The sequence below is a fragment of the Desulfobulbus rhabdoformis genome (assembly GCF_016919065.1).
Lineage (GTDB): Bacteria > Desulfobacterota > Desulfobulbia > Desulfobulbales > Desulfobulbaceae > Desulfobulbus > Desulfobulbus rhabdoformis.
Genome location: NZ_JAFFQA010000033.1, coordinates 19,620 through 32,614, shown reverse-complemented (window position 1 = coordinate 32,614; position 12,995 = coordinate 19,620). Strand labels below are relative to the sequence as shown.

General features: G+C 52.0%; 10 protein-coding genes. 4 read left to right on the top strand and 6 right to left on the bottom strand.

The features are described 5' to 3' along the window. The first annotated feature begins 237 nt into the window (after positions 1-237). The 3 genes from JWJ90_RS16180 (at position 238) to yhbY (ending at position 3,910) form a co-directional block, all read left to right on the top strand. The gene (locus tag JWJ90_RS16180; RefSeq protein ID WP_205228250.1) at positions 238-1,965 is read left to right on the top strand and encodes a lytic transglycosylase; all 1,728 of its coding nucleotides are present in this window, start codon (positions 238-240) and stop codon (positions 1,963-1,965) included. A 387-nt stretch (positions 1,966-2,352) separates the two neighbouring features. Next, the gene (locus JWJ90_RS16175; RefSeq protein WP_205228249.1) at positions 2,353-3,549 is read left to right on the top strand and encodes a TraB/GumN family protein; all 1,197 of its coding nucleotides are present in this window, start codon (positions 2,353-2,355) and stop codon (positions 3,547-3,549) included. Between the two features lie 31 nt (positions 3,550-3,580). Beyond that, on the top strand, positions 3,581-3,910 hold the full coding sequence (yhbY, locus tag JWJ90_RS16170; protein WP_205228248.1) for a ribosome assembly RNA-binding protein YhbY: 330 nt from the start codon (positions 3,581-3,583) through the stop codon (positions 3,908-3,910). A gap of 66 nt (positions 3,911-3,976) precedes the next feature. On the opposite strand, the gene JWJ90_RS16165 is transcribed toward yhbY, so the two are convergent. Next, positions 3,977-4,417, bottom strand: a complete 441-nt coding sequence (locus JWJ90_RS16165; RefSeq protein WP_205228247.1) for a gamma-glutamylcyclotransferase family protein — start codon at positions 4,415-4,417, stop codon at positions 3,977-3,979. A 651-nt stretch (positions 4,418-5,068) separates the two neighbouring features. Between JWJ90_RS16165 and JWJ90_RS16160 the strand changes: the two genes are divergently transcribed. After that, a complete protein-coding gene (locus tag JWJ90_RS16160) occupies positions 5,069-6,319 on the top strand; it encodes a serine hydroxymethyltransferase (RefSeq protein WP_205228246.1) in 1,251 nt (416 codons plus the stop codon). 85 nt (positions 6,320-6,404) lie between these two features. Here the strand turns inward: JWJ90_RS16160 and JWJ90_RS16155 are convergent, their stop codons facing one another. The 5 genes from JWJ90_RS16155 to JWJ90_RS16135 form a co-directional block, all read right to left on the bottom strand. After that, positions 6,405-7,820 (bottom strand): NADH-quinone oxidoreductase subunit N, encoded by a 1,416-nt coding sequence (locus tag JWJ90_RS16155; protein WP_205228245.1) that lies wholly within the window; start codon positions 7,818-7,820, stop codon positions 6,405-6,407. An 84-nt stretch (positions 7,821-7,904) separates the two neighbouring features. Beyond that, positions 7,905-9,422 carry a complex I subunit 4 family protein gene (locus JWJ90_RS16150; protein ID WP_205228244.1) on the bottom strand — a complete coding sequence of 506 codons (1,518 nt, stop codon included), beginning with the start codon at positions 9,420-9,422 and terminating at the stop codon, positions 7,905-7,907. Positions 9,423-9,435: 13 nt separating this feature from the next. Next, on the bottom strand, positions 9,436-11,226 hold the full coding sequence (locus JWJ90_RS16145) for a Na(+)/H(+) antiporter subunit D (RefSeq protein ID WP_205228243.1): 1,791 nt from the start codon (positions 11,224-11,226) through the stop codon (positions 9,436-9,438). Then, positions 11,223-11,495: a hypothetical protein gene (locus JWJ90_RS16140; protein WP_205228242.1), complete on the bottom strand. Its 273-nt coding sequence runs from the start codon at positions 11,493-11,495 to the stop codon at positions 11,223-11,225. The genes JWJ90_RS16145 and JWJ90_RS16140 overlap by 4 nt, the downstream gene beginning before the upstream one ends. Then, positions 11,492-12,991, bottom strand: coding sequence for a monovalent cation/H+ antiporter subunit D family protein (locus JWJ90_RS16135; RefSeq protein ID WP_205228241.1), 1,500 nt, complete (start codon positions 12,989-12,991; stop codon positions 11,492-11,494). The genes JWJ90_RS16140 and JWJ90_RS16135 overlap by 4 nt, the downstream gene beginning before the upstream one ends. Between the last annotated feature and the right edge of the window lie 4 nt (positions 12,992-12,995).

Genomic DNA, 12,995 nt, shown 5'->3' with positions numbered 1-12,995 from the left:
ACGACCACAGACAGCCGCATCTCACCAGTCCGAATTTTCGGAAAAAATTTCTTATTCAGTGAGTTATCTATGGTATCACCTACCGAATACTTTGGTATCAAAGACTTTTTCTTGTTTTCCTGTAAAAATTAATGTTAAAGGAAATATTCCAATAAAAATTTGTGTTCATCATGTTGTTGATCGCAGAATACCAATTTCCCTTCATTGCAGCCCTGCTGCATAGACCGGATGTGAGTTATGAAAGTATTGCCTGTTCTGCTCCCCCCCTGTTGTATTGCCCTGCTTTGCTTTTCCTTGAGTTCCTGTTCTTCCCCCAACAAACACTCCCTTGCTGCACACGCGCTTCAGCAGGAAGTCGCCTGTGCGGTGGATGAGGATATCTCTGTCTCTGAACCGGAAGAAAGCGCAACCGAGGAACTCGCAGCTCTGAAAGGGTTGAGTGCGGAGCAACGTACAAGCTTGGAGCAGGCCGGTATTGATGCCTCCAAGTACGATTTCCCCATTGTCCTCAATGAACAGGTTCAGTATTACCTTGACCTGTTTCAGGGCAAACAACGGCGCTCCTATGCACGCTGGCTGGCACGATCGATGGCCTACCGGCCCTATATAGAGCCCGAGTTGGTCAAAGCAGGTCTGCCCAAAGATCTGGTTTTTCTGGCCATGATTGAATCGGGATACAATCCCCGTGCCTATTCACCGGCGCACGCCTGCGGCCTCTGGCAGTTTATCGCGCCCACCGGACGCACCTACGGCTTAAAAATCAACTCATGGGTTGACGAACGACGCGAGCCAGTTAAGGCTACTAGGGCTGCAATTGGCTATCTTTCCAAGCTCCACAACCAGTTTGACAACTGGTACCTGGCGGTTGCCGCCTATAATACCGGAGAAAAACGCATTGCCGATGCCATCGAGGCCTACGACACCAAGGATTTCTGGACCATCTCCGATACGGAGCGTTTGTATCAGGAAACCAAACGTTATGTACCCAAACTGATAGCAGCAATTATCATAGGTCGTGATCCAGAACGATTCGGTTTCACTGATATCAAATACAATGAACCGAAACCTTTTGAGGAAATTTCCGTTCCTGGTGGCGCTTCCCTATCTGCGGTGGCGGTGATAGCCAACACCTCAGTGAAGACACTGCGAGAGCTCAACACAGAACTCAGGCGTGATCACACACCTCCCAGAGGAAGGTACAGCCTGCGCATTCCACCGGGAACCAAAAATCTGGTCGCCGCCAATATCAACAATCTCAAGCCGGTAAAACGGACGGTCTACGCGACCCACACTGTTCGCCGGGGCGAAACGCTCTCAGGAATCTGCCAACGTTACAAAGTGAGCATGCGATCGCTTCGTAAAGCCAACAAGATGCGTTCTTCTTTTCTTCGTGTTGGCCAGCGACTGCGTGTCCCCACCTACACCACCCGCTACGTCCTGGCATCTCAAGACAGGCCACAGCGTAGCACCCAATCCGGGCGCACAGTGCAGCAATCACTGCACCATCGAGTGCAGGCGAACGAGACTCTGGGAAGCGTAGCCCAACGCTACAAGGTATCTGTTAAAGATCTTATGCGCTGGAATGCGTTGACAAATCCCAACAAACTGCGACTCGGCCAGAAATTGGCCATTTATGTGCCCCGCCATCTCCCCAAAGCAACGCTGGCAAAAGCTCCCAGCAGCAGATCCTCCAAAACCATCAAAACGCCCAGAGCTGCTCTGGCCATGGCACCGGTGCAAACAAAAGGAGCCAGCAGAACACGCAGCGGAAACCTCCAGGCGACATCCGGGGTAACGGTTGCCAAAGCACCAGCCAAAGCCACCTGGTATGTTATTCAACGCGGTGATACCCTGAGCACCATTGCTCGCCGCTTCAAGACATCCACCAAAGATCTTCGCAGACTCAACAAACTTAGCGACAACCTGTTGCGCACCGGCAACAAACTCCTGATAAAAAAAGGCTGATTTCCCCTTCCCCCTGTCCGTCTCCATTTGCAGACAGGGGGCCTTTCCTCTTTTGTTGTGGTTCCGCTCTTAAAAAAATATATTTGCGGTCACGGTGCATCGAATCTGCGATGTTATCAGCCCATGGACCTCCGAGTATAGCTGTGCAGGCCAACACCTAGTTTCGAAGCCCCCCAGCAATAGCTTACTGACTCGAAAATGCCTGTTTTTGGTGCGTCCCCCTGATCGGTTCGGAAAAAAATTTTAGCCCGTCTCACAGGTATTGGTGGAGAAAAAGGCTGGCTGAGCTATGATATCCTCTTGCAACTGCTGATTTACGAACAGCCTAAACGTGCCCCACACTCTGGTGCCTCGCTCGCCACTACTTTGCGATACAAACAATCCGATATGTCACAAATACTCTTCCCCCAACAGCATTACCCAGAAGATGTTGCAGTCCTTCAGCAAGAGGACAAGACTATTCTTCTGGTTGGTACAGCTCATATTTCACAGCAATCCACAGACCTGGTGAAACAGGTCATCGAGCAGGAACAGCCCGATGTGGTCTGTATCGAGCTCGATGAAAAACGTTTCACCGCGCTCTCCAAGCCCCAAGCCTGGGAAAACCTTGATCTCAAACAGGTCATCAAAAGCAAACAACTCACCACCCTGTTGGTCAATCTTATCCTCTCGACCTATCAGAAAAAACTGGGCGGACAACTGGGCATCATGCCAGGCACAGAGCTGCTGACAGCGGCACAATGCGCAGAGCACAGGGGGATCCCCATTGCCCTATGTGACCGTGACGTCCGCATCACCCTGCGCCGAGCCTGGCGGGCAACCTCTCTCTGGAAAAAAGGATATCTTTTAGCCACGCTCATTGCCTCTTTGTTTGACCGTACAGAGCTCACGGAAGAAAAACTGCAGGAAATGCGCAGCAAAGATGTGCTCAGCGAACTGATCAAGGAAATGGCCGATGCCCTCCCCCAGACCAAGGCCGTGCTTATCGATGAGCGTGATATCTACATGGCAGAGAAGATTAAGGAAACCAAAGGATCTCGAGTGGTGGCCGTGGTTGGGGCCGGACACATGGAAGGAATCCGACAGGTACTCAGTCAGGACAATCAACACCGCATGGAAGAAATTGCCAACCTCCCTCCTGCAAGTTCGATGGGTAAAATTATCGGCTGGGGTATACCAGCCCTCATTCTTCTGACCCTTTTTGGCATTGGACTGCGCCACGGCATGGAAGAATTCGGTGCCAATGCTCTCTATTGGATTTTGGCCAATGCCGTTCCCACAGCGGTGGGAGCTGCGGTTGCCCTTGGCCATCCGCTTACGGTATTGGCTGGTTTTGCCGGCTCACCTTTGACCAGCCTGACTCCACTTGTTGGCGCGGGATATGTCTGCGCCTTTGTCCAGGTTATGGCAAAGCCTCCGGTCGTCAAGGAATTTGAGCAGGTCAGCAATGCCATCACCACGGTAAAAGGTTGGTGGCAGAATAAACTGCTGCGCATTTTTCTGGTATTTATGTTAACAACCCTGGGTTCTGCCGTCGGCACCTGGGTTGGTGGGTACAAACTCGTGAGTTCACTGGCCCAGTAAATCACCCCTAGATAAACCACTTCGTATAGTTATGACTTCATCGAAAAAAAAGATACCAAAACCGGAACTCACCAGCTCCCAGAAAAAACGATTGCGCAGCTTGGGCCACCACCTGGAGCCCGTTGTCTATGTGGGCAAAGAAGGCCTATCCGAACCGTTGCACCAATCGCTTGAGGCGGCCCTGAAGGCGCGGGAACTGGTCAAAATAAAACTGGGGCAGAACTGCCCCGTTGAACGGAGTGTGGCTGGGGAAGAGCTTTCAGAACTGTGCCGGGCGGCACTGGTACAGGTAATAGGGAGGATGATTTTGCTCTACAGACCCAATCCGGACCTGCCTGCAGCAAAACGGGTAGAATGGTAGAGAGGATATACGTTTCCGGTCACCCTTGACGCAAGAGTGACCGGAAATCGGATGCAATGGAGAATTTTAGAGATCGCCCCGATCGAAAAGATCGCGCCGATCTTCAACAAACCAATGGATAAACTTCTCCAGTCCGTATTGCATGAAACGGTCAAAATCCCAAGGATCATCGGAAAGCAATTTTTTACACTCGTCCTTTATCGCGTAGGCCCAGGCGTCGGTTTTGGTCCCGTCGGCTAGACTCACCTCAACAACAACCCGTTCGTATTTGTCCCCTTCGAATTCGTCAAGCTGTGACATGGTGGCCTCGTCCAACCCCCAGTAGACTTTGCCTGTCACACTTGCCTCTTCCTTTCGAATTATCCCCGGATACTCGGATCCCTGAACTCGAAATCGGGCCCAGTTGCTCAATATTGCTTCCCGTCCATCATAGGATTGCCCGGTCACGGCTTTCATCACAAGTGGTGATTGCAATGTCCCATAACAAAATAACGCTTTCTTTTCCATTATTTACACCTGGTAATTCGATAGCATTTGAATTGGTCAAACCAAGACGTTCCCCCTGACGAGCGTCGAGGCCTACGGGCAACAGTATCTCACTGCTGCGTCTATCCCACTTGCAGCACACAGAGGCAGAAGCCTGTGCTGTGATTTTTTTATTTTCTTTGACTGCTTTTTAGACACCTCTTTTCAGTCTAAGGTTTGTATTGCCCCCCTCTTCTCGTCACTATTCACTCACTGGCCTGCCAACGATTATAATGATATTGGCTCTCAGTCATGGTGGCAGAGCAAATAGTGGTCAGGAAGGATACCTTACTGTTGGAGTTTTTCCAAGGGGAGATGAGCTATATCAATAAAATATCATTCTCTTTCCCACCTAGTCTCAAAAAATTTGAGGAGTCAATTTGCCCCATTTTTTTACAATGACACTCCAATTTTCCAAGAAAGAAACGGTATTCACTGGCAAAATTCCTTATTTTCTGCTGTTCAAGGAAAGACAGGTTGATTAAGATGTTAATTTTTTATCTCCCACCATAAGCCTCTTTACAACCGCCTCTACGGGGAATACGGTTGAGATTGAATGCCAGCATCACCCCGAAAATGGTCATTCCGGATGTGTTAACCGGGATCGGCTTTTCTGACATCGAAGGAGTTACTATGCACACCTTACAACAGCAAGATCCGGATATTTTCAACCTGATCCAGCAGGAAGAGTTTCGGCAAAAAGATAAAATCCGCCTGATTGCATCGGAAAACTATGTTTCCAAGGCTGTCATGGAGGCCACCGGCTCAGTCCTGACCAACAAATACTCTGAAGGCTATCCCGGTAAACGCTACTATGAAGGGCAGCAGTTTATCGATCAGGTGGAAAGCCTGGCCATACAACGTGCAAAAGACGTCTTTGGTGCCGAGCACGTCAATGTTCAGCCCTACTCCGGTTCTCCTGCCAACCTGGCTGTTTACCTCGCCTTTTTAAGCCCTGGCGACACCATCCTCGGCATGGCCCTGCCACATGGCGGCCACCTGACACATGGCGCCAAGGTTTCCATCTCTGGTAAATACTTCAACGCGGAATCCTACTCACTGGACGAAGAAACCGGGCTGCTGAACTATGAGGCCATTCGTGAAAAGGCTCTGGCCTGTAAACCGAAAATTCTCATTGCCGGCCACTCTGCGTATCCCCGTCAGCTTGATTTTGCGACGTTCCGTGAAATCGCCGATGCCTGCGGGGCAATTCTTTTCGTGGACATGGCGCATTTCTCCGGACTTGTCGCAGGCGGCGCACACCCCTCACCGTTCCCCTACGCCGATGTGGTTACCACCACTACCCACAAGTCATTGCGCGGACCGCGAGGGGCCATGGTGATGTGCAAGGCCGAATATGCGGCAGCCATTGACAAGGCTGTTTTTCCTGGCCTTCAGGGCGGACCACATAATAACACCACCGCAGCCATTGCCGTAGCCCTGAAAGAGGCATCCACCGACGCCTTTAAGGAGTACGCGGCCCAGGTTGTGAAAAATGCTCAGGCACTGGCCACGACTCTGCTTGACAAGGGCTTCAACCTGGTCACCGGCGGTACCGACAACCACCTGATGCTCATTGACCTGACCAACAAAGAGGTTACCGGCAAGATTGCAGCCAAGGCCCTTGATGCGGCTGGCATTGTTTTAAATTACAACGCCGTTCCCTACGACAAACGCAAACCCTTTGATCCATCAGGCATTCGCCTGGGAGCCTGTGCGGTTACTTCCCGTGGTTTCAAAGAGGAACAGATGGTACAGCTCGGCCTCTGGATCGATGCCATTGTCTCCGCCCCCGCCAATACAGCACTCCAGGAAGAAATCGCTGCCGCAGTAAAAGCACTCTGCGCCAAGTTCCCTGCTCCTGGCCTGGAAGATCTCGCCTAAGTCGATCTCAATCGGCTCAGCGTAAACAGAGTATAAAAAAAGGGACGCCAAATTGGCGTCCCTTTTTTTATTGTTGAAACCTTTGTTACTGAATTGATTGGACCACCGTCCCTGCAAAGGCAACGAACTTGGCAGGAAGCGCTCCCATGATGCAGATGGCCATCACCAGCACGGCTCCGGTGACCTGAATAATGGGATGAACCGTTACATCGGGTTGCTCGCCCGGTTCACCGGTATAGGCGGCCTTGACCACCGAGAGATAATAGTAAATGGCAATGGCCGTGTTGATCGCTGCTAGACAGACGACCACCAGGTGATCCCCGCTCAAGGCAGAGGTCAGGATCATGAACTTACCCATAAACCCAACAAAGGGAGGAATACCGGCCAGGCCAAAGAGACCGATCGCCAAGACAAAAGCCAGAACCGGCTGACGCTTGTAGAGGCCGTTGAAATCCTCAATGCAGAGGTTCTCTCCCTTTTGGCTCACATTGCTGATGACCAGAAAGCAGGCCAGATTCATCACCACATAACCCGCTATATAATAGATGGCCAGACCATACCCCTGGCTATCCAGGGAGAGCAGGCCCAGCATGATAAAGCCGGCGTGGGCAATACCTGAGAAACCAAGCATACGCTTGATATCTTTTTGCACCAACGCACTCAGGTTACCATAGAACATGGAGGCGAGTGCGAGAGCGGCCATCAAGTTTACCAAAAAGGTGGAATGCTCACCACTCAGAGAGAGAAAACGGATCAGGAGTGCAACCGCCCCAAGTTTGGGAATGGTGGCAATGAAACCGGTGGTCTCATTGGAAGCGCCCTGGTAGATGTCCGGCACCCAAAAGTGCATGGGAAAGACGGCCAGTTTATAAAGAAACCCGGCAAGAACGAGCACCAGGGCAATCATAGCAGTGGGCTGCAGGTTGCCTTCGGCATAAAACTCAACCACGTTGGCCAGATAGGTGCTCCCGGTGAGACCAAAGAGCAGACTCATGCCGTAGAGCATGAAGCCGGTGCCCATGACGCCAAAGAGGATGTACTTCATGCCCGCCTCCATCTGCACGCGGACGCCGGTTGCATCATCACGCATGGGAACGAGCAGGTAGAGGGCAAAGGATGAAAGCTCAAGCGAGATAAAGATGGCCATCAGCTCAACAGAGCTGACCAGGAGCATCAAGCCGAGCACACTGAGCATGAGAAACATGTAGTACTCAGGTTTGACTTTCTGATCAATGGCCTTAAGCGACTGGCTGAAGATGAGAAAAACAGCCAGGGCTCCACTAATCATGAGCTTAAAAAGCTGGGAATACTGATCAACGGCAAGAGCCCCGTAGAACAGGGTCCCCTGTTCATTAAAGGCGAGCAGCGTACCGGCAAAGGTTCCGAGCCCAAATACTATGGCCACGTTTTTGGCGGCCTGTTCGGATACATTTTTTCCAAGGCTGACGCAAAAGAGTGCCAGAGCACCTATGAGCAGCACAAGTTCGGGAAGGATAACCATAGAGTGAGCCTTTCTTCGTGTTTCCCCAAACTCCGTCTCCCAATAAGGGAGACGGGTTGGTCAGAGTAACAGTAATTGAAAACGTTATTTGAGCAGGAGCGAAGCCACCTGACCGTGTTGCTGCCAGGTCTGGAACTGATCCAGCAGGTGAGTCACCGATCCATGCATCAGATCAATAAAGGGCTGCGGCCCGAGACCAATCCAGAAAACAAAGAGGAGAAAGGGGGTAAGCACAATGATCTCACGAATCCCCAGATCTTTGAGGTAGGACTGGTCGGGGTTGTTGGTTCCACCCCAGACAATTTTCTGCAGCATGCGCAGCATGTAGGCAGCTGCCAGCACGGCACCGGGAATAGCAGCCAGCGCCAGAAAAATATTATGTTCAAAGGTGCCCGCCAAAACCAGGAACTCACCAATAAAGGAATTGGTGCCGGGAAACCCGAAAGAAGAGAGCGAGAAGAAGGCGAGAAAGGTTACAAACCAGGGCATGTATTTGCCAACGCCTGAAGCCAGTGACAACTCACGGCTATGGGTCCGCTCGTAGATCATCCCCACGCAGAGGAAAAGGCCACCGGTGGTGACACCGTGGTTAATCATCTGGAGGATAGCGCCTTCCACACCGCGGGTATTGAGCACAAAAATACCCAGGGTTACAAAGCCCATGTGGCCAACCGAGGAATAGGCGATCAGCTTCTTCATGTCGTGCTGGGCAAGCGCGGTAAACCCACCGTAGATAATACCGGCAATGGATAACCACAAAATGGGCTGGGCCAGGAGCACAGTCGCATCCGGGGTGATGGGCAGGCAAAAGCGCAGCAGACCGTAGGTACCCATTTTCAGGAGGATGGATGCCAGGATAACCGAACCAGCGGTCGGGGCCTCAACGTGGGCAGCTGGCAACCAGGTGTGAAAGGGAAACATCGGCACCTTGATCGCAAAAGCCAGAAAAAAAGCCAGGAAGACAAGCACCTGAAAGGTCATTGAGTACGGCTGCCACATCATCTCCGGAATGAAAAAGGATCCGGATTTGAGATACAAGGCAATGATCGCCACCAGCAAAAGGACAGAGCCAGCCAGGGTGTAGAGAAAAAACTTAATGGATGCATAGGCCTTTCGTGGGCCACCCCAGATCGCGATCAAGAGATACATGGGAATGAGCATGAACTCCCAGAAGACGTAGAACAGGATGAAGTCAAGGGCGACAAACACGCCAATCATCGATGTCTCCATCACCAGGAGGCAGAACATGAACTGCACTACCCGTTTCTGGATATACTTCCAGCTCGCCAACACGCAAAAAGGCATGATGAAGGTGGTGAGCAGCACCAGAAGAACGGAAATTCCGTCCATACCAACAATATAGTTGATATGGAACTGGGGAATCCATTTGTAGGCCTCGGCAAACTGGTACTTGGTTGAGGCTGCATCAAACCCGGTCAACAGCGGAATGGAAAACAGCGCTGTCAGACTGGTAATGGCCAGAGCCCATCTGCGGGCAAACTCCTCACCATGGAAAAACAGCAGCACCAGAGATCCCGCCAAGGGAAAAAAGATAAGAAAACTGAGGAGGGGAAAACCCTCTTTAATCACTAACAAATCCATGTGCTATTTCCCCTCAAAGCAGCTGAAAAGTAATAAAGGTTATAAGCAGAACGGCAGCCAGCGAGAAGGCGTAGTACAAAGAGATCTGAATCTGACCACTCTGCAGCAGTCGAACCTTGCTACCGATACCCCGTACAAGGCGGGCAATACCGTCTACAACACCGTCAATGGCGTTCCAATCAAACCAACTCCAGAAGCGGCTCATCGACATCAGCGAACTCAAGCCAACCACCCGGTAGGCCTCACCCCAACCAGTGTCAATCGCCTGCAGCGGCTTTTTGACGAGCCAGAGAAAACCACAGCCTGCCTTACGGTAGACCCAGTCGATATCCAGACAGATACGATCCACAGGCTCGACAGCTTTTTTGAACAAAAAGAAGGCCAGGGCTGCAAAGCCGAGTAACTGCAGGGTCTCCATGAAGTGATACATGGTGTGGGGATTGTACTCAACATGGTAAGGCAGGAGCTCATAAAGAAAGCCAGGCGCGGTACCAACCACGATACAGAGGGTGGCCCCCAGGGTCATGGCGATCATCATATTCCAGGGAGGATCACCAGCAGCCTCCCAGGTTTCCTCACTGCAGTTGTTTTTGCCAAAGAACAGGAAGTACGGCAGTTTGAGACCGTTATACATAAAGGTACCGGTGGCACCAAACATCAACAGCCAAGAGGCCCAGGAGATGTGATGTTCAAAACCGGCGCCAATGATCATGGATTTACTCGCCCAGGCCGCAAAAAACGGCGCTGCTGAGATGGAGAGACAACCGATCATGGTAAAGAAAAAGGTGGCCGGCATCTTGGCATAGAGCCCGCCAAGTTCGGTGAACTTGGATTTACCGGTCATGTACAGCACAGAGCCGGTCCCCATGAAGAGCAGGCTCTTATAGAGAATATGGGCAACCGCATGGGCAACCGCACCGTTGATCGCCATCTCGGTACCGATACCTATGGCAGCCACCATGTAGCCCACCTGGGAGACAATGGACCAGGCCAGGAGTTTACGTATGTCGTTTTCCATGACCGCATAAATAACACCATACAAGGCCATGATCACACCCAGCACGATCAGGATCTCCATACCGGCGCAAGCGCGGGCCAGGGTATAGACTGCGGTCTTGGTGGTAAAGGCGCAGAGAAAAACAGCACCGTTGAACGAGGCCTCGGAGTAGGCTTCCGGCAACCAGGAGTGCAGCGGAACCACAGCGGCATTCAGGGCAAAGCCGATCATGATCAGCCAGGTGTAGGGCTGCGGATGGGTGACATCCAGCAAACTGAAGGTGATGTTCCCCTCAGCCTGGTAGCGCAGCATAATGCCTGCCAGCAGAATAATACCACCGATGGTATGGATAAGCAGGTAGCGGTAGCCCACCTGCAGCGATTGCGGACCGCGACGGAACCAGATCAAAAAGACCGAGGCGAAGGCCATCATCTCCCAGAAGAAGAAGAGGCTCAGGTAATCGCCACAGTAGATGGTCCCCAGAGAACCGGCAGCATAAAACCAGGCGGCCATGTGCTCACCGGCTCGATTTACCTTGAGTCCGTAGAGGGTACCGATCACCGCCATCAGGGCCATGATCAGGGCAAAGACGGTGGAGAGCTTGTCAATGCGGCCAAAGACCAGTTGCCAGTCCATGAACTGAAACAGGCCGAAGGTTCCGGAAAGGGTTGTATTCAGGGCCACTGCACATAAGGCCAACAGAGGCACAAGAAAGAGATAGGGCTTGCGCAACGGCCCCTGAATGAAGGGCAGCAACAGCGCCCCTCCTATCAGGAGCAATGAGGGATGAATAAAACCAGGGGTCATGCTTCTTCCTCACTGGATTGGGAACGGGTATAAAAATCGGTCGGGGCCTGGATGCCGGAGCGGCCAAACCAGCGTGCCACACCTATGATCGTGGCTGCCGCAGCAAAACCGAACAGAGACCAGAAACAGGGAACATGCTGCTCCACCCAGCTATGGGCGTGGTGTGTATCAACCAAGAGCGAGCTTGCGGCAGTAACCGCCAGGAGCGCGTAGCAGACCACAACCACAGTTTTCAACCGGGCTTGCAGGTATTTGATTATGGCAATCATCCTATGACCATCCTGACAAATTGCATCATGAAGTTGGGGTAGATACCGATGATGACCGAAATGGTGACTGCGATCAGAATCGGAATCAACATGGACAACGGTGCCTCTTTGATGCCGGTTTCAGCCTGACCACCCGGGCGCTTCCCAAAAAAGGCCTTGTAGGTGATCGGAGCAAAGTAGCCAACATTGAGGACAGTGGAGGCGATGAGAATCAGAAGGATACCCACCTGTGAAGCCTCCATGGAACCGACCAGCAGATACCACTTGGAAACAAAGCCAGCCACGGGAGGCGCTCCAATCATAGAGAGCGAGGCCACAGCAAAGGCACCAAAGGTAAAGGGCATGGTCCGGCCCAGACCGGACATCTCAGAGATGTATTTCTTGTGGGCCGCGATATAGATCGCACCGGCACAGAAGAACAGGGTGATCTTGGAGAAGGCATGGTTGACGATGTGAATCAATCCGCCCTCAATACCATGGGGCGTGAGCAGAGCCACACCCAAGATAATATAAGAAAGCTGGCTCACGGTCGAGTAGGCCAGACGCGCCTTGAGGTTGTCCTTGGACAGGGCAATCATCGAGGCGGCAATGATAGTAAAGCCGACAAAGTAGGCCGTGGGGATTCCCAGGTTCAACTTGTCCATGACATCCACACCAAAGACATAGAGCATGGTGCGGGTGGTACAGAAGACACCGACCTTAACAACGGCAACCGCATGCAAGAGCGCGGAGACCGGAGTTGGCGCGACCATGGCACCTGGCAGCCAGTGATGAAACGGCATAACACCGTTTTTGGCAAAGCCGAAAATGCAGAACACATAGAGCATAATCACAACCCAGTCTTTGGCTGAACTGGGGATGATGCCCGCATTGATGGAATGCGGAAAATCAAGTGACCCGGACAGCACATAGATCAGGATGATGGCTGGCAGCAAAAAGAACTTTGCGGTGGTGGTCAGGTAAATAATATACTTGCGGGCACCGTCATACGATTCCGCATCCTGATGGTGGGCAACCAGCGGATAGGTGCAGACGGATACAATCTCATAGAAGAGGTACAGCGTCAGCAAGTTATCCGAGAAGGCCACACCAATGGCACCGAAGATGGCCAGGGCAAAACAGGCATTGAAGCGAGTCTGACAGGGCTCATCATGGGCGCGCATATACCCCATGGAGTAGTAGACCGCGATGATCCACAGGGAGGAGGCCACCAGAGCGAAGATCATGGAAAAACCATCAGCGCGGAGGCTTATGGAAAGTCCCGGCAACAGTTCAAACAGGGTGAAGTGCAGGGTCTGTCCGGCCTTGATGGCGGGGATGAAGGTCAGGACCATTATAAAGAGCAGGACCGAAGAGCAGGAGGAGATAAACTCCCGCAGGTTCGGGTGTTTCTTCATGGTCATGACAACCAGGCTGCCGAACAGTGGAATAATCACTGCCAGCAGCAGGTTGCCATTTTCAACAACAGGGGCAAGTTCAGGGGTCAGGGCATGCATAGTT